Source organism: Streptococcus hillyeri (assembly GCF_041081565.1).
Classification (GTDB): Bacteria; Bacillota; Bacilli; order Lactobacillales; family Streptococcaceae; genus Streptococcus; species Streptococcus hillyeri.
In genome coordinates this window covers 415,267-438,288 of record NZ_CP163513.1, presented here as the reverse complement: position 1 = coordinate 438,288, position 23,022 = coordinate 415,267, and the positions used below count along the sequence as shown (strand labels likewise).

Annotated in this window: 19 protein-coding genes; 6 read left to right on the top strand and 13 right to left on the bottom strand. The window is 40.0% G+C overall.

The genetic code is table 11. The features are described from left to right. Positions 1–228: 228 nt before the first annotated feature. The gene (locus tag AB6M99_RS02205; protein ID WP_121836294.1) at positions 229–2,274 is read right to left on the bottom strand and encodes a bifunctional UDP-sugar hydrolase/5'-nucleotidase; all 2,046 of its coding nucleotides are present in this window, start codon (positions 2,272–2,274) and stop codon (positions 229–231) included. Between the two features lie 334 nt (positions 2,275–2,608). Further along, positions 2,609–3,205 carry a TetR/AcrR family transcriptional regulator gene (locus AB6M99_RS02200; RefSeq protein WP_245962723.1) on the bottom strand — a complete coding sequence of 199 codons (597 nt, stop codon included), beginning with the start codon at positions 3,203–3,205 and terminating at the stop codon, positions 2,609–2,611. Positions 3,206–3,297: 92 nt separating this feature from the next. Here AB6M99_RS02200 and AB6M99_RS02195 point away from each other — a divergent pair, with 92 nt between their 5' ends. Next, positions 3,298–3,843, top strand: a complete 546-nt coding sequence (locus AB6M99_RS02195; RefSeq protein WP_121836296.1) for a VIT1/CCC1 transporter family protein — start codon at positions 3,298–3,300, stop codon at positions 3,841–3,843. A gap of 43 nt (positions 3,844–3,886) precedes the next feature. On the opposite strand, the gene AB6M99_RS02190 is transcribed toward AB6M99_RS02195, so the two are convergent. Next, positions 3,887–4,732, bottom strand: coding sequence for a helix-turn-helix domain-containing protein (locus tag AB6M99_RS02190; RefSeq protein ID WP_183121692.1), 846 nt, complete (start codon positions 4,730–4,732; stop codon positions 3,887–3,889). Positions 4,733–4,981: 249 nt separating this feature from the next. Here AB6M99_RS02190 and AB6M99_RS02185 point away from each other — a divergent pair, with 249 nt between their 5' ends. Further along, positions 4,982–6,142: an ISAs1 family transposase gene (locus tag AB6M99_RS02185; RefSeq protein WP_121836465.1), complete on the top strand. Its 1,161-nt coding sequence runs from the start codon at positions 4,982–4,984 to the stop codon at positions 6,140–6,142. 39 nt (positions 6,143–6,181) lie between these two features. Further along, positions 6,182–7,078, top strand: a complete 897-nt coding sequence (locus AB6M99_RS02180; RefSeq protein ID WP_369351190.1) for an MFS transporter — start codon at positions 6,182–6,184, stop codon at positions 7,076–7,078. A 275-nt stretch (positions 7,079–7,353) separates the two neighbouring features. Here AB6M99_RS02180 and AB6M99_RS02175 read toward each other — a convergent pair whose 3' ends face one another. The 3 genes from AB6M99_RS02175 to AB6M99_RS02165 form a co-directional block, all read right to left on the bottom strand. Continuing rightward, positions 7,354–7,998, bottom strand: coding sequence for a lipoprotein (locus tag AB6M99_RS02175; protein ID WP_121836353.1), 645 nt, complete (start codon positions 7,996–7,998; stop codon positions 7,354–7,356). 156 nt (positions 7,999–8,154) lie between these two features. After that, positions 8,155–9,027, bottom strand: a complete 873-nt coding sequence (gene rsmA, locus AB6M99_RS02170; protein WP_369351054.1) for a 16S rRNA (adenine(1518)-N(6)/adenine(1519)-N(6))-dimethyltransferase RsmA — start codon at positions 9,025–9,027, stop codon at positions 8,155–8,157. A gap of 8 nt (positions 9,028–9,035) precedes the next feature. Then, positions 9,036–10,991, bottom strand: a complete 1,956-nt coding sequence (locus tag AB6M99_RS02165; RefSeq protein WP_121836351.1) for a retron Ec67 family RNA-directed DNA polymerase/endonuclease — start codon at positions 10,989–10,991, stop codon at positions 9,036–9,038. Positions 10,992–11,428: 437 nt separating this feature from the next. Here AB6M99_RS02165 and AB6M99_RS02160 point away from each other — a divergent pair, with 437 nt between their 5' ends. Continuing rightward, on the top strand, positions 11,429–11,515 hold the full coding sequence (locus AB6M99_RS02160) for a putative holin-like toxin (RefSeq protein WP_220702234.1): 87 nt from the start codon (positions 11,429–11,431) through the stop codon (positions 11,513–11,515). Positions 11,516–11,694: 179 nt separating this feature from the next. Here AB6M99_RS02160 and AB6M99_RS02155 read toward each other — a convergent pair whose 3' ends face one another. From AB6M99_RS02155 to AB6M99_RS02145, 3 genes are all read right to left on the bottom strand, one after another. Beyond that, positions 11,695–12,219: a DUF1697 domain-containing protein gene (locus AB6M99_RS02155; RefSeq protein ID WP_121836350.1), complete on the bottom strand. Its 525-nt coding sequence runs from the start codon at positions 12,217–12,219 to the stop codon at positions 11,695–11,697. Next, positions 12,216–12,782: a ribonuclease M5 gene (rnmV, locus tag AB6M99_RS02150; RefSeq protein WP_121836349.1), complete on the bottom strand. Its 567-nt coding sequence runs from the start codon at positions 12,780–12,782 to the stop codon at positions 12,216–12,218. The genes AB6M99_RS02155 and rnmV overlap by 4 nt, the downstream gene beginning before the upstream one ends. Positions 12,783–12,955: 173 nt before the next feature. Further along, entirely contained in the window at positions 12,956–13,729 is a 774-nt protein-coding gene (locus AB6M99_RS02145; protein WP_121836348.1) for a TatD family hydrolase, read from the bottom strand. A gap of 92 nt (positions 13,730–13,821) precedes the next feature. Between AB6M99_RS02145 and polA the strand changes: the two genes are divergently transcribed. Beyond that, positions 13,822–16,458: a DNA polymerase I gene (gene polA, locus AB6M99_RS02140; RefSeq protein ID WP_369351053.1), complete on the top strand. Its 2,637-nt coding sequence runs from the start codon at positions 13,822–13,824 to the stop codon at positions 16,456–16,458. A gap of 350 nt (positions 16,459–16,808) precedes the next feature. Here polA and AB6M99_RS02135 read toward each other — a convergent pair whose 3' ends face one another. Next, on the bottom strand, positions 16,809–17,003 hold the full coding sequence (locus AB6M99_RS02135; RefSeq protein ID WP_121836346.1) for a hypothetical protein: 195 nt from the start codon (positions 17,001–17,003) through the stop codon (positions 16,809–16,811). A 309-nt stretch (positions 17,004–17,312) separates the two neighbouring features. Between AB6M99_RS02135 and AB6M99_RS02130 the strand changes: the two genes are divergently transcribed. Continuing rightward, positions 17,313–17,753: a CoA-binding protein gene (locus tag AB6M99_RS02130; RefSeq protein WP_369351052.1), complete on the top strand. Its 441-nt coding sequence runs from the start codon at positions 17,313–17,315 to the stop codon at positions 17,751–17,753. A 649-nt stretch (positions 17,754–18,402) separates the two neighbouring features. Here the strand turns inward: AB6M99_RS02130 and AB6M99_RS02125 are convergent. The 3 genes from AB6M99_RS02125 to leuS all read right to left on the bottom strand — a co-directional run bounded on the left by AB6M99_RS02125 (position 18,403) and on the right by leuS (position 22,980). Continuing rightward, positions 18,403–18,609 (bottom strand): hypothetical protein, encoded by a 207-nt coding sequence (locus AB6M99_RS02125; protein ID WP_121836344.1) that lies wholly within the window; start codon positions 18,607–18,609, stop codon positions 18,403–18,405. A gap of 1,012 nt (positions 18,610–19,621) precedes the next feature. Further along, on the bottom strand, positions 19,622–19,975 hold the full coding sequence (locus AB6M99_RS02120) for a hypothetical protein (protein WP_369351050.1): 354 nt from the start codon (positions 19,973–19,975) through the stop codon (positions 19,622–19,624). Between the two features lie 503 nt (positions 19,976–20,478). After that, on the bottom strand, positions 20,479–22,980 hold the full coding sequence (gene leuS / locus AB6M99_RS02115) for a leucine--tRNA ligase (protein ID WP_121836342.1): 2,502 nt from the start codon (positions 22,978–22,980) through the stop codon (positions 20,479–20,481). Positions 22,981–23,022: the final 42 nt, after the last annotated feature.

Genomic DNA, 23,022 nt, shown 5'->3' with positions numbered 1-23,022 from the left:
CATTATATTAGCATTACTTACTACTAACCTTATCAAAGCTGAAAAAAAATCACTAATAAAGACAACTTACCTATTTCTCACATCTTGAAGAACATGGTACAGAAGGTCTGAACTCAGATAAACTTGATAAGATTTTAAAAAGCATTCTACACTACTTCATATTCAACGTTAAAAAACATTCCCTCTCAATCAAGAAGGAATGTTTTTTTTATCGGCTAGACAAGTTTATTAGTCACGTTCTTCTTTACGTTTGAGGTAACCTGCCAAGCTAAATGCTGCTAGTCCACTCATGCTAAAGAGAAGTGTGTGAAGTGAATCGTCACCAGTTTTAGGGAGTGCTTTTGTTTCTGTCACTTTTGCTTGCTCAGCGACTGTTTTGTTTTCTGATTTAACAACTGATGTTTTATTGTCAGCTAGTGGTTTCACTTCTGGCTGTTGTTCTGGTGTTTGGTTGCCAGTCTCTGGTTTTACTTCTGGTTGCTTATCAGGGGTTTGCGCTCCATCTTCTGGTTTATTTTCAGTTTTTGGTGCTTCAACATAATTTTCAACGAAAACTTTTGTATCTTTAATGCCTGCTTGAATTTTTTGCCCTGCTTTTTCCAAATCACTCAAATACTTCACGAAAACTTCTGTATCTGGGTCGATTGCGCCGACAAGAGGTGTCCCTTTGAACACAGAGAAGCCATCTCCACCGCCGTATAAGAAATCGTTAATAAGCACTTTGTAAGTTGCTGCACGATCAATTTCTGTACCATCATCTTTGAAGGCTTTCGCTACTTTATAAGTTTGACCTGGCGTTGTGTCGTCAGCTTTAGTGTAGATGTATTTCAAACCAGACATTTGAAGGAAGTACTTTTCATCTTCATCGTACTGTTGATTAAGCGCTGCGTAAATTTGCTCACCAGTCATTTCAACTACTTGAAGGATGTTACCAAACGGCTGAACTGCCTGTGCTGCTCCCCAAGTAACTGTTCCGTCAGGTTGAACTTTCAAATCGGCACGGATACCACCATTGTTTGTCATCGCAAAATCAACAGCATGACCAGATTTTCTAGCAATTGCCAATTGTGCAGTTGTCACAAGGTTTCCTACTGGGCTTTCTTTAAAATCGTTAACTTCACGAGAAATATCAGTTGCTTCTGCTGCTGTACCAATTTTTTGCTCTGTGACTTTCTTAACAATTTCATTAGCTTCGTCAACGATAGCTTTAATCTTAGCACTTGGCTCTTTTTTGTCTGGGGCTACAGCAATGATTTTAGCTGTTGGTACTGCTTTAAAATCTGCAATATCAGTGTCATAAACCGCACGGACATCAGAGTAGGCTTTACCTTGTGAGGTTGACTGGACAATCAATGTTTTACCAGCGACTGTTCCGTTTGTATAAACGTGGTTGTGGCCTGCAAAGATAATATCAACTGAGTTTTCAGGATAAAGTTCATTAACTTTTGCCATCATCGCAGCAGAATCACCTTCTGCGATACCGTCTTTACTTGTTGAAGGAACATGGGCTAAAACAACAATTGCATGTACACCTTTTTCATTCAATTCACGAGAATATTTCGCAATAGCTTCTGCTTCATTAATGAACGTGTATTGTTCATAATTTTTCTTCAAGACAAGGTTTGGAATTTCAGTCGTCACAACACCGATAAAACCAATTTGAGCAACTTTGTCATTAACTGGGATTTCCTTAATCGCATATGGTTTCCAATTAAATGGGATTTCACCTGTCGCTTTATCAACAACGTTAGCTATAACGATTTCTTGCTTACTTGCTTCGCGTGTGTAGTTATCGACGATTTCGTTAAATTGTCCTTTTTTAGGAGCTGTTCCTGTCATGATACGGTTATATTCTTCCAAGCCTTCATCGAATTCATGATTTCCAAGTGTTCCGTAGTCAAAATCCATTTCGTTAAAAACTTTAACAGTTGGTTCATCTTGAAGAAGTCCTGAGTTTGACGGACTTGCCCCTACCATGTCTCCTGCTTGGACACGAATAGATTCTTTAGCATCAACATTTGTTGCTTCTGCTTCAAATTCAGCTTGTGAGTCATCCATGTAAGCGTCAAGCTGCGCAGCAGTACCTGCGTTGCGGACAGTCTCACCTTCAAGACGAGCTGTTCCTGTTGCATCAAGGGCACCATGGAAATCATTAACTCCCATAATTTGAACCGCAACATCATCAGCAAAAGTGGTTTGTGATGCCGCAACACTCAATCCAGCAACCACTGCTAAGATACTACTTTTTAGGATAATTCTTTTCTTTTTAGCCATAAAATTAGGCCTCCCTTAAAAAATTCTGTTCGTTTCCGACATTCCTATCATAACGTTTTTAACACTGAATTTCAATATGTTTTCTTTATTTTACTAAAAAGATTTGACACCAACGTTCGATTTTAGATGTTTTAAATTCTTTTTTCTGAAAATTTTCATGTATTTATTCGTATTTTATGCATTTACTCATTTCAATTATGTTAGGTTTGATAGGCTTATCACTGGTTTTATCAGTAGCTATCTTGATGTAACATTTTATAATCTGATAGTCTTGAAATCTTTTATTTGTTTGATGAATATTGGACTAATGATCGAAAAAAGAGAGCTTTTGCTCTCAATCCAATAATTGTAAATAGTAAAAGCTTATCGCGCGGGCTGTAATATCATTTTTCTGCGTCAGCCACCAATTTAAACAAGTCGTAAAAGTCCCTGCAATGTGCTGATGAATCAGGCTTTCTGGTAACATCGCTCCGCTATTGTCAAAATAAAGGGGCTGAACAAGCGGTACGAGGTATTTATAAAGTTGAGTGGTGAGACTTCGAGAAAAATAGGCATCTTCCAATTTAAATAAAGTCGTGATTTTGGCTTCGTTTTCCTTAAAATGCTGAAAGAGATGGGTGAGAAGGTCAAGAAGCGAGTCATCCTCACCATTTTGAATATTCCTCATGTGCTCACTATAAGAAGAGGATTCAAAAACATGCTGAAACAGCTGCTCGGTCACAGCAGTTAGAAGGTCATCCTTACTTGCAAAATGGCTGTAAAAGGTGCTACGCCCAATTCTAGCTTTGTCAATAAGTTTAGCCACACTAATCTGATGAAAATGGTACTCATTGAGCAAGTCAAAAAAGGCGTCAAAGATTGCTTCTCGTGTTTTCTGTGTACGAAGATCCATTTTTTGTACAATTTGTCCAAACTGTTCGGTTTCAGACAATTCCTTTCTTTTGTTTCTACCATTCTTATGTTATAAATGACATAATGCTATTGTAAAGAAGAATAGTATTTTTGACAAGTGAGGACTCTCTTATGACAAGTATAACAAAACTTTCTAAAGTATCTTTTAAAAACAGTTGGCATTTCAATCTTCAAGACCATGCTAAATCTATCACATATGGAGGTTTAGATGGTATTATTACTACTTTTGCAGTTGTCGCTGGTGCTACTGGAGGAAACCTTGGTACAACTGCTATCGTTATTTTAGGCTTTTCAAATCTCCTTGCCGATGGCTTTTCCATGGCAGCTGGCGACTACCTCAGCTCTACCACTGAGGAACATGATGAACCAAGTCACGCCCTCAAAAACGCCATTGCTACCTTTTTAGCCTTTAACATTTTTGGGCTGGTACCTCTTTTTGCCTATCTGCTTCTTGAACAATTGACCCATATGCCAACTCATTGGACTTTAATCGCAGCAGGTACCATTGTTTCACTAGCTCTAGCAGCCCTAGGCTGGGTCAAAGCCACTATTACCAGACAATCCCTAAAAATCGAAATCACTCGAACACTCATTGTGGGATTACTAGCTGCTGGTGTAGCTTATGGCATTGGACAGGTCTTGGGAGAGTTGATTTAAAACCACCGAGTGACAAGCCACTGTGACTCCTCCCTCAGAGGACTCATAGGGTTTGTTTTTTGATTACGTTCTGGTTAAAATGTGCCTGATAGGCAGGATACAGGCTATCTGGTGACAAAATCTGTAGCACTGCTAAGGCTTCTGTCATGCCTTGTTGATTTCCTTTTTTCAGCTGATACGACAGGTAACTGTCTTCATAACGATAGATGGTCTTCTCGTAAAACTCATCCTCATAGCATAGCAGCTCTGCTATTTTTCCCGACAAATACGTCGCTTCGTCAAATCGTCCCATGTCCGTCGAGCGTCGCATGACATTTAAGGATAGCTGAGCAGCCAAACGGCGATTTTTATCTAAAGATTGGTAAGTCGCTTTTTTAGTGAGCAATTCCTTGGTCAAAAGAAAGACCGCATCGTAACCAAGTTGATCAACACAGTTTCCAAGAAGCGTGATTTCGTACTGTCCCCAGTAATCCAAACCAAAAAGATAGTCCGACAAAGCCTCAATCGCATCCTTAGAGGGGCCAAGCGATGGCTCCAAAGACGCCAAGACACAGCGGTACATGGTTAAAAAATAGGCATCAACTTCCCTTGCTTCCTCTATCTCCTCTTGTAAAGCCATTAGCGCCTCTAACTCCTTGTGATGATAGAGCTGGTCCATTTTTCGGAAAAATTGCTGACGCTTTGTCAGGGAGATCTCCGATGAGAAAGCCATCAACTCGTCATAGTCTAATCCTAAGCGCTGCAAGAGCTGATGAAAGAGACGAATCGTTACCTCAGATTCATCACGTTCAAAGCGCGACAATTGTGACGTTGATAATATGCCATCTGATAACGCTTCTAAGGTTATTCCTTTATCCCGTCTTAATTGACGGACCATTTTTCCAAACATGATTTTCCCTCTTATGCAAAAAATGCAACGTTTTCTTAAAAACATGATAGCATGAAACCAACGAGAAATCTATTAAAAGAGGAAATTCATGTCTAATCTTTCTATTTTTTACCTCTATACCATCTTTATGAATGGCCGATTCGGTCGAGGGGTTCTCATGCTTTATAGCCTCAGTTTAGGTGTAACCGCCCTCGAATTTGCACGACAAACGCATGAAGAAAATATGGCTTACAGAAAAGACTTTCATGGATGAATTCAAAATCCTTCGCTATAATAAAAGTGGAGGATTTTGTTATGGAAGACCTTTTAAATTTCTTGATTACTGTTAGAGACGACCGTTCCCCATGGAAAATTAAACACTTATTGTCAGATATCGTTCTTCTCATCTTCTTTGCTCGCTTATCAGGCGCAGAACACTGGGATGAGATAGAGGAGTTTGGTATTGCCTATGAGAAATCCTTACGCACCGTTCTCAAATTAGAAAATGGCATTCCCTCTCATGACACTCTACAACGTGTTTTTGCGACCTTAGATTCACAAGTTCTTGTAGAACTCACACAGATATGGACTTCTCTTCTTGAAGCGTGTGACTCATCATCTAAAACCTTACCACAACTTTCAAAACGTTTAGTAGCCATTGACGGGAAGACTATCCGTGGTAATGGCAGTCAAACTCAAAAAGCCCTACATATTGTCTCAGCCTATGCGACAGATTTAGGGATTTCGTATGGCCAGGTAGCGACTGATGAAAAAAGCAATGAGATTACAGCGATTCCACGATTATTAGACATGATTTCAGTAAAAGGGTGCATGATTAGTATTGACGCCATGGGCACACAAAAGGCTATTGCGGATAAGATTATCATGAAGAAAGCAGATTATTGTCTAGCAGTCAAAGAGAATCAAAAGAGCCTTCTAGAAGATATTCGTCCCTATTTTGAACTCTCTCAGAATTTTGACGATAGCTATGAAACGCTTGAGAAAGCGCACGGTCAGATTGAATTGAGACAGTATGAAGTCATTACTGATACAGAGTGGATACGTCAAGAGCATCCTGATTGGGGACATATCCAAAGCATTGGACGGGCGCGTATTCAGATAACAAAGAATGGTCAAGAGAGCGAAGAAACCCGCTACTTTATTTTAAGTTGTCAGGTTAGCGCTAAAGAGTTGTGTGACTATGTGAGAGGTCATTGGCAAATAGAGAGTATGCACTGGCTACTAGATGTTGTTTTTCGTGAAGATGCCAATAAGACTTTGAATAAACAACTCGCATTTAATTTAAATGTCATGGATAAATTCTGTTTAGCGGTATTAAAACAGTTAGATTTTGGAAAGAAGATGAGTCTGCGTCGTAAGAAATATGCCCTAAGTCTGTCCTTTGACAAGTATTTAAAACAATTGCTTTAGGGCAAAAAACTTTCAACACTTGCAAAATGGAAATAGAAGATTTCATGCGTTTGTCGTGGCGAATTTGGCTTTCTACAATCCCTATATAACCTCACGCGCATGCTAGCCGAGGTACCAACTGGGCTGATTGCTGACCGTTTTGACAAGAAAAACATTCTTGCTTTAGGGGCATCTTTAAATGCCATTTCATCATTCGGACTCTGGCTGACTGCTTATAGCCCATCTAACAATAGACTTCTGGTATTGGCACTACTCTTTATGCTAGATGCCCTTGCCAGTGTGTTTGCTAGCGGTGCTGACCAAGCGCTGCTATTTGAAGACGTGACCTCTCCCCACCATGATAAGTCCTATCTTCGTCTCATGAGCAATCTCCAAACCATAGCATTGATTGTCCTTGCCTGTGCAACTGCTCTTGGCGGTAGTCTATTTCAGCAGATTTATGCTCATGTTTTTGCCTTGCAGGCGCTTTGTTACACCCTATCAGGGATAGCAATGTCGAAGTTTAAGTCTCCTATCTCGACACAACCGAAATCGGCTAAACCTTCTATGACGGTCAGTTCTCAAATCCACCTAACCCTTCACACTCTTAAAAATCACCAGCTCATCTGCTTGCTCATTCTTACAATGACAGTTATCGAAGTCTATGTCAATGCCCTTGTCACTTTTGGACAAGGAGCCTTGGCAAGCCAAGGACTCTCTGAACGTGTGATTGCCAGTATTATCGGTGGGGTAACTTTTTGTGGCATCTTAGGCGCCTACCTTGCTCGATATTTCGACCAACTATCACCTCGACTCTTTTTTGGCATTGTAACAGGCATTTTTACTACCGCTGTCCTTCTCTTTTCTGGGCACCAAGCCGTCCTAATGGTTTTGGGCTTCATCCTAGCGAAATCTCTTGATAGACCTAGCTTTCCCATATATCAGCTCTGCCATTAACCATAACAGTGACAATACTGTCCGCTCAACCATTTTATCAGTTTATAGCAGCCTCGTTGGTGGGCTATCCCTACTGCTCTATCCAGCACTTGGTTTTCTCATGGACGCTTTTTCCTACCAAACCGCCTTTCTGATTAGCGGAGGGATGATTGCCCTAGTGTTGCTTTACTGTTGCTGCAAGACACCACGGCGCTCTGAAGCTCATCGTTCTTAGCCACTTTCATATCGTAAAACAGTAGTGAGACAGCCATCCCACTACTGTTTTATCTATTTCATTACTCAATAATTTGCTCCGTCCGGTCATGCCCTAACACTTCCTTGAGCTTGTTTTCTTGCTCTTCGAAGGAAGCATAAGCGTTACCCTCACGGTCTTTCGTGACGAGTTGCCCATCGTCGGTCAAGTCACCTGATACATCAGCACCTTGATACAGCAACTCTTGGTACCCTTTATCTGTCAATTCATAGACAATGGTTGCCACTTCACCTTCAGTTGCTTTATCCACAACCAATCGGTTATTATCATAGAACTGGAAAAAGAGATCAGCGTCCGCACCCCTAACGTCTTTAAGCAAATCAACCAGTTTCCCATCTTGGTCTCTAAAGGCACCGAGATAGAGGGTTAAGGTCTCAGTACCAGCCTGAACCTTGGTACCAAGCAGGAGTTCATCTGTTCCATTCTTATCTAAATCAATTGTCTTATGGGAAACATCTGCCTCACCACCAGAGAAGCGGTTGATTAGGTCAACAATTTGTTTATCCACAAGTGGGTAATCTTTTTCGTTAAAAGCATCAGCCTTAGCAGCCTTTTCATACTGGCTCACTAAATCATCATAAGATGCCGGTTTCGCTTCTGTACCAGATTTGTTGCTACATGCGGTTAGAAAAAGCACAGCTGCTAAGAGATAGATGGATTTCTTCATGTCAAACTCCTTTGAAAGCCTTTTCTTTTATAGTAACAAAAAGAAAGATAGGAGGCAAATGATATCCTGAAAAAGAAGGCACAGGTCTTCTTCATGACAAAAAGGATTAGTATCGCTAGCTAATCCTTCAATCATTTTTAGAAATATTGACTGCTCTTACAGACCTTGTTCTCTCAATGCGTCTGCAAGTTTGGCAAAGTCTGCAATGGTCAAGGCTTCTCCTCGGACACTTGGTGTCAGCCCTGCCATTTCCAAAGCCTGCTCGAGTTTTGGTTTGACATCTTCAGACTTGCCAAAGCGGTTGGTCAAGTTGTTCCACAGGGTTTTGCGTCGGTGCACAAAGCTGGCTTTGGCCACATCGAAAAGGAAATCCTCGTCTTGAACCTCTACCAGAGGCTGGTCACGGCGTACCATTTTCAGGATGGCGCTATCCACATTCGGTGCTGGCACAAAGACCGTTCGAGGCACGATAAAGGCCACTTTCGCCGTCATGTAATACTGCACCGCAATGGACAAGCTGCCGTATGCCTTGGTGTTTGGATCCGCTGAAATGCGGTCTGCTACCTCTTTTTGCATCATGACCACAAACTCTTGGAAAGGAATCTTGCTCTCAATCAAGTGCATCAAAATCGGTGTCGTGATGTAATAAGGAAGATTTGCGACCACCTTGATTGGCAGGTCAGGATTTTTGAAGTTTTGAATCTGCGTCTGCAAATCCGACTTCAAAATGTCCTGATTGATAACCTGCACATTGTCAAAATCACGCAGAGTGTCCGCCAAAATCGGAATGAGGCGGTCATCAATCTCAAAAGCCATGACCTCAGCGGCATTCTCCGCCAAAAACTCGGTCAAAGCGCCGATACCAGGCCCAATTTCAATAACATTGACGTTTTTGTCAATCTCAGCCGTATCAACAATCTTCTGTAAAATATTCGTGTCCGTCAAAAAGTTCTGACCAAACGACTTTTTAAATGTAAACCCGTGACGCTCAAGGACAGCCTTGGTCACGCTATAATCTGCAATTCTCATGTGTGATTCTATTTCCTATAGTCTAAAATATTATTTCTTATTCCGTCTAACAAAGGTATGTACTCTGTAAAATCAAACTGTTCATAATTTTTCAAAACATACTTAGAAAAGATTTCTTTATGATTTTTTACATCTTCTAATCTTTTGTAGTTTATTTTCTTTATATTAAAAAAAGTTTGTATTGCTAGCTTGTTTGTGGATATTAATAAATCTTCAACATCTGAGGAATTTCCATTATTTAAATTACTTACCAATGGAGTAGCCATTAGATAAAGACTTTCTTTTTTACTAATGCGATTAAAAGAGGGGCCCCTCACAGTATTCAAATTATTTGTATCAATTTGCAAATCTTTAGCATAATTCACAAATTGATACAGGGGATTCCCAAAAGGTTCATTGTCAAATAAAAATATCGTTGGATTATTAGCTTTTTCTGATGTAAACTTTCGAAAAAAATCTATATAATTAGGGTATAAAAGCTGCTCCTCATTTGACAAATGAAATTTTTCTTTATTCGAAAAGTAATTATACCAAAACATAAAACCAGAACCACCCTCCGGAACATTAAATAAGTACTCTATTATATTACTATGCTTTAAAAAATCTATTTTAAAAACAAACCTATTATCAACCTTTTCAATCAATTCAGGGTAGTACAAATAAAGTTTTTTTAGTGCAGCTTTTATATATCTTGGATCTGTTTTTCCTTCTGTTACTATAATAGGTTTATCATTTCCGTAAAAATTTTTGTAGAAAAGAAACTTTTTATATTCCTTTTCTTTGGAATCAAATAAAGCCATATAATTTTTCTTTTCTTCTTTGCTAATAGCATAAAATTCGTCTGGAAGATTATATGTTTTATGTTTCTCATTATAGAATAACTCTCTCCTCAAATCCCTATTATAAATTATATATTTCCAATAAAACTTAGATTCCGACTTTTTATTCGTCCCCTGACCTAATAAATTTTTTTGATATTCTAAGTTATTGTCAATCAAAGATTTTTTATAGAAAAGATAGTTATTGTATTGCGTAGCTTGAAAAATAAATGAAAAACGACCGCTAAGTTGTTCTAACGTTCCTGACTTACCATCAATTTCAAACTCTCCATCCTTATATAATTTATATGCCATCGCTTTAGTATTTTTAAAATAATCACGTTTTACATTTATTTTTTTATTAACAACTATCCCTGTTACTTCTTGCCTCTGATAACTATTGCTGATTCGTGTTTTAGATGGATTAATATTAAATCCAGAAGTGGTAATAATTTTTTCTAATTCAACTAGAAACTCATTAAATTCTTTTTCCGCACGCAATTTATTCGATAATAAATTACGATTAGTAGAAAAAGTTAAATCATCAGCATACCTTGTGTAAGTAAACCGATATTTTTTCGCGAGCTTCACAATCCTATAATCAAGTATTCGAGCTATCAAATTAGTAATGATTGGAGACGATGGTGCTCCTTGTGGCAACTTCCCTTGATAGCAAGCAATCTGCGCCATCACTGTCGCAACATCAGAACTAACTTTGAAATCCCTATCTTTAATAAAAAAGCCTCTTACACGACCAAAATTAAAACAATCAAAATAACTTTCTAAATCTACATTGATAATATATTTTTTATTTCTATGTTGCTGAGCATTCGTAATAATATTTTTATTTTTCTCAAATCCATGGGAGATAGAAGGAATTTTTATCCCCCTATCCCTAGATTTAGTTTCTAAAATTTCTAAGTATCTATTCCATAGTAAGTTAGCTAATTTTCTTTGTACTATCTTTAGTTCTTTTAATGGAGCGTTTATAATTCTTTCGTCACCGTTCTTCTTAGGAATGGAAAAAGTACGATATAAATTATCTACACCTACCTTATATAGCAAATAATTGAGGTACCGAGAATCTCTATAACCCAAGTTTTTTGCTAAGTCATCTTTCGTTTTTAAATTCACATAATCACTCATATTTACTCCATTGCAAATAAAAAAAAGCGTATGATAACTCTTACGCGAACGACAGTATAGAATATTACCAAATTACTTAGCTTTCCTTAACCAGTCATTTCACTTCGATTTTCACTCAGCAGATAACTTTAATTCTCTCAAAGAATATACTGGAGTGAGCTAACTTTCAGCTAACATTAATGTTAATACTTGCGATCACACAAGTCAAAAATCTAATCATACGCAGTAGTATTGTATCACAGATACTATTTTTTATCTAGTTATATTGTAATTAATTATTTTCCACGAATATTAAGATAGAAAAGTTCTTCAAGCTCAAATAGTCAGGGAAGTGACTATTTGAGCTTGGAAATAAAGAAATCGAAGCTTTCCATCTTCTAAAATCTATTTTAGGAGGTGGTGCCTATGACACATACTTCCTTGGAAAGGTAACCGTCATGTCAGTTTATGAGGCGTTATCGCTGATGATAAACTCTGGCATTCTTTTACTTGGGTTATTGACTTATATTAGTAAGAAAAAATAAAACAGTAAAACCGCTCTTCACAACTTTGACACCGAAGTAGCGGTTTTTACTGTTCTTCATCCGTCCCGTCTTTAAAACGGTCCTACAGAGGGAAGTTGAGTTGGCGCTCAACTCCTTTTCTGTTTTCAGTATATGATAATTAACCGTCTTTGTCAAATCCTATCAGTTTCGCAGTAGCTTTACATCTCACTCAAATGAGTCACCACACTTAGCTTTCTCATGGTCGCTACAATGCCCAGCTTCTTTTCTAAAAAGTTCGTATTTAGTTTTTTCTTCTTGGCATCACGTGGTAAATACATGTAAAGGCATTGACTACCTGCATAAAGTTCTTCATCGCCAAAATCTTGGTTCAGAAGCTCTGCTATTTTCTCCAAAGAAAAAGTATCGTTGGTGAAAACAAGGTGAATACGTGAAAAATCATAGGTCTCATCAAAAGGATTTTCCTGCGCAGCCGTTGCCAGCTGTTCAGGATTTTTGACAATCACCGACAAATCCGCACCAATCTTGTCTTTAATAGTATCGTGAATCCGTTGACTTAGCTCAGTATCCGACAATTTTGACTCGCAACAAATGTTCCCACTTTGAATATAGGTTTTAACTTTCTCCAGTCCCACCGCTTCCAAAATCTCAACGAGATAAGCCATTTTAGGAATGCGATTCTGCCCAACGGGAGTAACACCACGAAGGAGGGCTACACGTTTCATTTATACTCCCCCATCACTTCTTCAACTTCTGCCAAGGTGATGCCAAACAATTCCAACCGTTTGAGGAGTTGTTTGCCATTGCTGTAGCCGATTCTCAATTTTTCGCCCAGGTATTCACGGCGTTTGCGGCTGTCACCACCCATAAGGAGACCAAGACGCATGAGGTCAGATTTGGTGATGTCGAATTGGTTATCGTCGTCAAACTGTTGGGTGACGGTTGCTAGCGCTTTTTGCAAATCTTCAAAGCTTGCATGCTCCACACCGAGTGAGCGTCCCTTAGTCTTGGACTTGGGAGCTGCTTCATCACGGTTCAGAAAGGCATGACGAACATTTGGAATAGCATTCACGATGATCCGACGAATACGCTCGCCATTATAGTCTGGGTCAGTAAAGACGATGACACCTCGAAGCTCATGGAGGCGCTCAATCCGTTCCAAATCTTCATCTGTGATAGCAGAGCCTCGTGTTTCATAGGTATCCACATCGTAAAATCGGCGGAGATTGGCTGTGTCGTCCTTGCCTTCGACGACGATGACTTCTTGTATTTTTAGTTTTTCTGTCATATTATTTTTTCTTTTTGAACAGCTACTTAGGTGGTTTGGTCGGTAGCAGCCAGCAAGCTGTCTCATACCTAATTGTCGAGCCTAAAGTCTCGCCAATCCCCCCGACTAATAGCTAGGCTATTAGTCTTATAACCACGATGTAGCTGTTCGGAATAGGCTCACTTCGCTCGCCTCTACTCCTCTAATCTAAATAACTTCTTAGCATTTGCTGTTGTTGCTGCTGCGACTTCTTCTACGGTCATATGGCGTAATTCAGCGATTTTCTCGACAACGTAGCGGGTGTAGGCGGTTTTGTTTTCCTTGCCCCGTTTTGGGACTGGCGCTAGATATGGTGCATCCGTCTCTACGAGAATTTTGTCTAGGGGCAATTGCTGCGCTGCTTTCTGGATATCAGTAGCTTTCTTAAAGGTTACCACTCCTGAAAATGAAATCATCATACCAAGCGCCATAAAACGCTCTGCCATTTCCAAAGAGCCAGAGAAAGAATGCATGATGCCACCACGCGGCCCTACACCAACCTCTGCCAAGACAGCATAGGTGTCTTCTATGGCATCACGCGTGTGAATCACAATGGGCAAATCCAGCTGTTTAGCGAGCTCAATCTGGCGTTTGAAAACCGCAATCTGAACCTCTTTTGGATCCTCCATCCAGTAATAATCAAGCCCAATCTCACCAAGGGCAATCACTTTAGGGTGTTTGAGCTTTTCAAGGAGGTAGGCCTCCACTTCGTTATCATAAGAACCTGCCTCTGTCGGGTGCCAACCAAGTGTCAGGTAAATCTCTTGATGGGCATCTGCCAGCTCAATGGCACGGTCAATGGTCTTGTGGTCAAAACCAACCACATTGTGAACCGTCACGCCCATTTCTTTAGCTAGAGCCAATTCCTCTGCTACGGTATCGGTAAAATTGTCCACGTTCAAGTGGGTATGCGTATCGAAAATGTTCATATCCTTATTATAGCAAAATTAAGTGCAACAAACTAGTTATATCCCACACCAAATCCCAAGGCAACTCGCCCAAGTTATGCTATAATATTCCTATGGAAAACAAGAATAACTTATTACTTATTGACGGCTCTTCTGTGGCCTTTAGAGCCTTTTTTGCCCTCTATAATCAGATTGACCGCTTCAAAAATGCCAGCGGTCTTCACACCAACGCTATCTACGGCTTCCACCTCATGCTGGATCATCTGATTGAGCGCGTGCAACCGACCCACATCCTCGTGGCATTTGATGCTGGCAAAACCACCTTCCGTACGGAAATGTTCGCCGACTACAAGGCTGGTCGTGCTAAAACGCCTGAGGAATTCCGTGAGCAGTTCCCTTATATCCGTGAGATGCTGGCAGCACGTGGCATTGCCTTTTATGACCTAGCACAGTACGAAGCTGACGATATCATTGGGACTTTGGCAAAAATGGCAGAGCAGGACAGTCAGCCCTTTGATATTACTGTTGTTTCAGGAGATAAAGATTTAATCCAACTGGCAGATGACAATACCGTCGTTGAAATTTCTAAAAAAGGGGTTGCTGAATTCGAAGCCTTTACCCCTGCTTACCTCATGGAAAAAATGGGAATCACCCCTGCTCAATTCATCGACCTCAAAGCCCTCATGGGAGATAATTCTGATAATATCCCCGGGGTCACTAAAATCGGTGAAAAAACAGGTCTCAAGCTCCTTCATGAATACGGTGGCCTAGAAGGCATTTACGAGAATATTGACAGCATGAAGGCCTCTAAGATGAAAGAAAACCTCATCAACGATAAAGAGCAAGCCTTCCTGTCTAAAACCCTCGCTACCATCAATACTCAATCTCCAATTACTGTCAGCTTAGAAGAAACGCGCTTCCAAGGCCCAAACATTGAAACCCTAGCTAAGTTCTACGACGAGATGGGCTTTATTCAGTTCAAAAATAGTCTCTCTGGCCAAGAGGTACCAACCTTCGAGGTTTCCTACACCGAGCCGACAGCAATCACTGAAGACCTGTTTACCGACGAAGACTTCTTCTACTTTGAAATCCTCAACGATAACTACCATGTGGAACCACTTATCGGTTTTGCTTGGGGCAATAGCAAAGCTGTCTATGCCTCAACGGATACCAACCTGTTGACTACGCCTCTCTTTAAAGAGCGTTTGCTTCAACCTATCCAGACCTATGATTTCAAACGTGCTAAAGTCTTACTCAGCCACTTAGGCACTGACTTAGCAGAGACTAGCTTTGATAGTCGCCTAGCTAAATATTTGCTATCAACCGTTGAAGACAATGAACTGTCAACCATCGCCCGTCTTTACACAGCTCTGCCCCTAGAAACAGATGAAGCTGTCTATGGCAAGGGAGCCAAGCGTGCCATCCCAGAAAAAGATACCCTGCTCAGCCATTTAGCCAAAAAAATAAAAGTCTTAATAGACTCTAAACCAATCATGCTGGAAAAATTAGCTGAGCACGACCAGTCACAACTCCTCTTTGACATGGAATTGCCACTAGCTAATGTCCTTGCTAAAATGGAAATCGCAGGTATCACCGTGAAAAGCGGAACCCTTGCAGAAATGGCAATCGAAAATCAGCTGGTCATCGACCGACTCACCGAAGATATCTACGAGATGGCTGGCGAAACATTTAATATCAATTCACCGAAACAGCTGGGTGAAATTCTCTTTGAGAAAATGGGATTGCCAGTTGAAATGACGAAGAAAACCAAAACGGGTTACTCAACCGCTGTGGATGTCCTTGAACGCCTTGCACCAATTGCACCGATTGTAGCCAAAATTCTTGATTACCGCCAAATCACTAAGTTGCAGTCAACCTACCTGATTGGCCTTCAAGATTACATCCTCGAAGATGGCAAAATCCACACGCGCTACGTTCAAGACTTAACACAGACCGGGCGCCTATCTTCTTCTGACCCTAACCTGCAAAATATCCCTGTTCGACTCGAGCAAGGGCGCCTCATCCGCCGTGCCTTTGTCCCATCTATGGAAAATGCAGTGCTCCTCAGCTCAGACTATTCTCAAATCGAGCTACGTGTCCTAGCCCACATTTCACAAGACGAGCACCTCATCGCAGCCTTTAAAGACGGCGCAGACATTCACACCTCAACGGCAATGCGTGTCTTTGGTATCGAGAAACCAGAAGATGTTACTGCAAATGATCGTAGAAACGCCAAGGCCGTTAACTTTGGTATCGTCTATGGTATTTCAGACTTTGGGCTCTCAAATAACCTAGGCATCACGCGCAAAAAAGCCAAAGAATATATTGACACCTACTTTGAACGCTACCCTGGCATCAAAAATTACATGGAAACCGTTGTCCGTGAAGCTAGAGACAAAGGCTACGTGGAAACGCTATTCAAACGCCGCCGTGAACTTCCAGATATCAATTCCCGCAATTTCAACGTCCGTAACTTCGCAGAACGTACCGCCATCAACTCCCCAATCCAAGGGTCCGCCGCTGATATTCTCAAAATCGCTATGATCAACTTGGATAAAGCACTCATAGAAGGACAATTCAAGGCGAAAATGCTTCTCCAAGTGCACGATGAGATTGTTCTTGAAGTTCCTGAAACAGAACTCGAAGCCGTCCAAAAATTGGTCCAAACAACCATGGAAACTGCTGTTGAGATGACAGTTCCCCTCTTAGTTGATGGCAGCTACGGACAAACTTGGTATGAAGCAAAATAAGGCTTGAAAATTCACCAATTTTTAATGTTGCCTTAATGTTATCTTAAGAATCATGGTCTATAATGTACTTATCCTAAATAATTTTCTTTTTCATATTAATCTCCTTGAGCAGGTTGACCTTGTCAGCCTGTTTTTTCTATAACATTAGAAAACAAAGCAACCCGACTCCTCTTTAATATAGGAATCAGGTTGCTTCACTTATTTTGTTAATTTACTTTTTTAATGTTATTGCGCAGTACGATTCTAATCTTAAGTGATACCAAAATCATAGTGCCATTATATTCAGCACTCTCTAGCTTATTATATGACATTAGTCAAGTCAGTAAACATAAAAGTTAAAAATTATACCATTAAAACCATAATCTTATTTCAGTTGTAATCCACTCCATACCTGCAAAAAGATAACCTAACATAGTGTCCCAAAAACCAGCTCCGGGACCAAAGCCAACAACAGCATCCGCACTCACTGAATGTGTTGCTACGAAAAGCATTGCAGCTATAAGCCCTGCCCCTACTAACCATTTAACTGTTCTTGTTTTAGTCATAATCTTTCCTCCATGTTTCCTAAATAATATTTGAATAAAGCATAAGTGTTTCAAACAAACTTATTATAAGGAGATAGCATTTAAAAATCAATAGACGTTTTAAATCAATAGGTAATCCTAAGATTGTCTTAACATTATCTTTACAAACTTAATGTTATCTAAATAATTGAAACTATAACTCATTCTCTGATATTCCTCTCAGCTCAGTAGCACTCAAAAAATCAACAGCACTGAGTATGCTATCAGGTCGATTTCTCACACATGAAACCTCTTTCAATTTATGATATACTAGACAAAAAGGAGGTTCTTATGACTTATTCATTTCAAAACCCTGACAATGCAACCATCAAAACCTATCTCAAAAACAGCAAAACCATTGCCATCGTTGGCCTTTCTAACCGTGAAGAAACCGCCGCCTACCGCGTTGCTGCCTACCTCAAAAAGGCGGGCTATACCATCATCCCAGTCAACCCCAAATTAGCAGGAGCAACAGTTTTAGGAGAAAAAGCGTACGCATCGCTACAAGACGTCCCAGTCCACATCGACATCGTAGACGTTTTCAGACGTAGCGAGTTTCTTCCTGACGTTGCCAAAGATTTTCTTAACACCGACGCCGATATCTTCTGGGCACAATTAGGCTTAGAAAACCAAGAAGCCGAAACCCTCCTGCGATCAGCAGGACGTCATCATATTGTCATGAATCGTTGTATTAAAATCGACCATGCAGAGTTAGGGGTGAATTCCCTTTAACACATATTATTTGACAAAAAATAAATAGTAGATAAACTATCCCCCACACATAACAAAAAAGAGGTTGAAATCAATCAGCCTCTTTTGATATTATGCTATCAGATTGCTATATTGGAACCAGATAATAGTTCTCTTAAAATCACCGCTTCTTGATGATGTATCCTAAGCCATTTTTCAGTTTTTGTGTCTTTTTCCCAATCAAAACAACACCCCCAGCAATGCTGGGGGCTTGAGGTTTTTAGTCACCGTTTTTATTGTTTTGTCCTGTGAATAATCCAATAACACCGATACTGTGGTTCCAGCTAACAGGGAACCAGCAATCGTGTGCCCGCTATAAATCAAGAATGTTCCACTGGTTATAATCACTAACGCTACGATAAATCCTAAGACTTGTCCCAAATAGTGAGAAAAGGCATTTCCTTTTAAATACCGCTCCTCCATGTTGCGTTTATGTTCTGATTCAGCAATTCCATTTTCTATTATTCATTTTGCTGCATTTGGATATAAAGTATTATATCCTTTTAGAAAATCTGGATGAGGTAAATCCCCTTGGTATATTTCAAGTCTCTCTAAAACAACTTGTCTCTCTTCTTTTGGTAATTTCTCAACACTATCAACAAGCACATCTATATCAAGTTCTTGAACGTCATTATTTTGCTTTTCTAAATGCGACAGCCTCTTTCTTAATCTCTTTTACAGATTTAGAATAATCTAGCCGAACCTTTTGTCCTGAGGTTAATTTTTCTAAATTGATTTTCGGTATATCTTGAACTTGAAAAAACGTCGGAAAAATCATAGAAGTCATGCCTAAAATAACAGATTTAAAATATTCTGGTTTCTTGTAATGCTGATACATAACACATCCTCTATTTCTGTTTAGTAATCATCTATTGATATAACAGTCACAACGTCGCATGCAGAATACATGTCTCTGTCATCATAGACTGCCAAAGTTAAACAAGATAACACGAATAAGCGTGTATCTTCAATAAATATTGTTTCATAAAGTTAACGAACCTGTTAAGGATTTAGTTGAAATTTTCTCCCCATCAGCAACCGCTGAGGCTTCTTATTACAATCATCAGATAAGAGCTTGGACAGCAAATTTCATGCTAACTTTTTGAAAGTTCCTTAATTTTGGGAGAATAGACCCATTTCTTTGCATCTTTGTGTGCTAAATAGAAATATCTTCAACAACGCCTTTCCTGAAAAAACAACCTGCCTCCCGTGGAGATAGGAGGCAGGTTATCATGGTCAGTATGAATAGAAATATCTATTAGTCTTTTCGTTTAATAATGCTAATTTAAGTCGGTTGATGCAAAAGATTTAAGATTGTAGTTGGTATCGTTAACCCAAAATCAAGCCTAGTATTGGATCCGCTATCGTATCTTTAATCCAATCTAAGACAAACCAAACAGTATCCCACCATGATTTTTCTGGTTGAGATGATTTGATGTCAAGTATCAAATAATCGCCCCCTACTGAACCAAGGCCTTCAACTGAATCTTGTGACTACTGGCGCTCCAAGCATCGTAACCATAACCCCAGCACACAACAACGTTTTTAGTGTTTTCATTTTAGTCATAACAATCCTCTCCATTTTTTTGAAATAACGACTCAAAATAAACTTTAAGTATTTGGAATTATCACCAATTATAGAGAAATAATCTTGTAAAATCAAGAGACTTTTGAAATCCATAGGTAATTAAAAGGTTATCTTAACAATCAATTTATAAACCTAATTACCATTTAATAATCTTATGCCAAAATTAATGTTTATCACTAAAAAATAGAAAATATCTTTGAATAATGTTATTTAAGTCGGTCGGTTAAAAAGAAATAAATCTAGTTTTTAGTTGGAAAAATTATTAAAACCAACCATTGAACAAAGATGACGGAGTCCACCATGATGAAGGATATCTCCAAGAATATGGGTTCCACCATGAGTATTCATTTCCTAATTCATCAGTTGATACAGTTCCACCATATTTATAACCAAACCAAGAATAAGGATTCCACCATGAATATTCGGTTTCTGGTCTAGTTACTCTATAATTTCCCGCTTGCCCATTTCCACTAACATCATAATCCAATATAGAACCATCACCCCTATTGAAAGTAACTGAAAATGCTCCTTCTTCTGACGCTTTTACACTCACTGGAGTTGTTGCTGCCATAAGTCCTGCGCCTACTAAAGATTTCATTGTTTTGGTTTTAGCCATAAAAATTTCCTCCATTTTTTAAATAATGATTTAAAATAAGGCCTATATTTCAAACTAAACCAGTTATAGAGAAATCAAATTTGAAAATCAAGGGATTTTTGAAATCTATAGGTAATTAAAAGGTTATCTTAATCCTATCTTTATAGACTTAAGATTCGCTTTTTAATACCGTTATTTTCTTAATGGAATACTAATGTTCGTTTAATATTTCGCTCCCCTAACCTTCCCCACAACACCAAAAACTGTCACAGTTTTCTCCCTCAAAAAAATCTATGAGGTCATAAAAGAGTTAGCTACCATTTGACACCAACTCCACAACATGTTACTCACAACAATAGCAACCATTGACAGCATCACCTCACACGTTTCGTTACTCTTTTCATAACAAAGCAATAAGCTAGGGAAAATCAAGGCTCCGTTCTTATCTGAAAAAAGGCATCGAATGACATTTTTAAAACGTCACTCGATACCTTTTACTAAATAATAAAATTTTCTAAAACTAGTTACTTAATAACAATATTAACGAGTTTGTTTGGAACCGCAATGACTTTCACGACTTCCTTGCCTGCAATTTCAGCTTGAACTTTGTCGTTAGAAAGTGCTACTTTTTCCAATTCATCTTTTGAAAGGTCTTTAGCAACCACGAGTTTTGCTTTGACTTTTCCTTTGATTTGGACAACGATTTCCACATCGTTTTCAACCAACTTGCTTTCGTCATAGGTTGGCCAAGCCACATGTGAAATTGACTCACCTGTTGCGGTCAAGACTTGCCACAATTCTTCACCCAAATGTGGGGCAAATGGGGCAATCAACTGCACAAAGCCTTTGGCATACTCTGCGTAAAGCTTGTCTTCTTTGTTGGCCGCGTTGACAAAAATCATGAGCTGAGCAATGGCTGTATTGAATTTCATGCCTTCAATTTGCTCAGTGACTGCTTTAACCGTCTCATGGTAAACCTTATCAAGCGCTCCGCTATTTTCCGCCACAATCTCTTTAGTCGTAATCAAACGGTAAACGCGGTCAAGGAACTTGCGTGACCCTTCAAGCCCTTCTTCGCTCCAAGCGATTGAGGCATCAAGTGGTCCCATGAACATTTCATAGACACGAAGGGTGTCCGCACCGAATTGTTCCACAACATCATCTGGGTTAACGACATTTTTAAGGGATTTAGACATCTTAGCTGGTGCTTGTTCGAGCTCTTCACCTGTTTCGATGTGGAAGAAGCTACCATCACGTTTTTCAACCTTGTCAGTCGCCACAAGCGCACCGCGGTGGTCACGGTAGCTAGTTCCCAAAATCATCCCTTGGTTAAAGAGTTTTTGGAATGGCTCTTTGGTTGGCACGACACCGAGGTCATAAAGCACCTTGTGCCAGAAGCGTGCATAAAGCAAGTGAAGCACGGCGTGTTCTGCACCACCGACGTAAATGTCAACTGGTAACCATTGTTTGAGAAGCTCTTCATCAGCCAATTTCTCATCGTTGTGCGGGTCAATGTAGCGAAGGTAGTACCAGCTTGAACCAGCCCATTGTGGCATGGTGTTGGTCTCACGACGACCTTTGACACCGTCCTCACGAACAACTTCCAACCAGTCTGTCAAGTTAGCAAGCGGTGACTCACCAGTACCAGAAGGGCGAATATCTTTTGTTACTGGAAGAACAAGTGGCAATTCATTTTCTGGCACAGCCGTTGACGTCCCATCTTCCCAATGAATAATTGGGATTGGCTCACCCCAATAACGTTGACGGCTAAAGAGCCAGTCACGAAGACGGTAAGTCACTTTTTCGTTACCCACTTCATTTTCTTCTAACCAAGCGACCATCTTAGCAATAGCTTCTTCCTTGTTCAAGCCATCTAGGAAGTCTGAATTGATGTGAGCGCCATCTTCTGTATAAGCTGCTTCTTCAACATTACCACCTTCAAGAACTGGAATAATCTCAAGATTGAATTGTTTTGCAAACTCCCAGTCACGCTCATCATGAGCAGGTACCGCCATGATAGCACCCGTTCCGTAGCTAGCAAGCACATAGTCTGCAATCCAGATTGGCATTTCTTTACCGTTAACAGGGTTAACTGCATAAGCACCCGTCCACACACCGGTTTTTTCTTTGGCAAGGTCTGTGCGAGCAAGGTCTGATTTGAGACTGGCTTGGCGTTTGTACTCAGCAACTGCTTCTTTCTGTTCTGCCGTTGTAATGCTATCTACCAAAGCATGTTCTGGTGCTAAAACCGCATAAGTTGCACCGAAAAGCGTGTCAGGACGTGTTGTAAATACCGTAAAGTCTTTGTCGGTATCTTTAACGTTAAACGTTACGTTCGCACCTGTTGATTTGCCAATCCAGTTGCGTTGCATGTCTTTAATAGACTCTGGCCAATCGACTTCTTCCAAATCTTCAAGAAGGCGCTCTGCGTAAGCCGTGATTTTCAGCATCCATTGACGCATCGGTTTGCGGACAACAGGGTAGCCACCACGTTCAGACGTTCCATCAGGCAACACTTCTTCATTGGCAATGGCAGTACCAAGCTCTTCTACCCAGTTTACTGGCACTTCTGCTTCATAGGCTAAGCCTTTTTCATACAATTTTGTGAAAATCCATTGGGTCCACTTGTAGTAGTTTGGATCCGTCGTATTGATTTCACGATCCCAATCGTATGAGAAACCAAGCGCATTGATTTGACGTTTGAAGTTGGCAATGTTTTCCGCTGTAAATTCAGCTGGGTCATTACCAGTATCCATCGCGTATTGCTCCGCAGGAAGACCAAACGCATCCCAACCCATTGGGTGAAGGACATTGTAGCCCTGCGCACGCTTGAAACGACTCAAAATATCAGTCGCTGTATAACCTTCTGGGTGACCAACGTGAAGCCCAGCACCAGATGGGTAAGGGAACATGTCAAGCGCATAAAACTTAGGCTTTGACGCATCCGTCCCTGTCTTAAAAGTATGGTTGTCCGCCCAGTGTTTTTGCCACTTAGGCTCGATTTCTTTGTGGTTATAAAATGTCATAAGACCCACTCCCTAAATATCAATTATAGTATCTTTCATTAT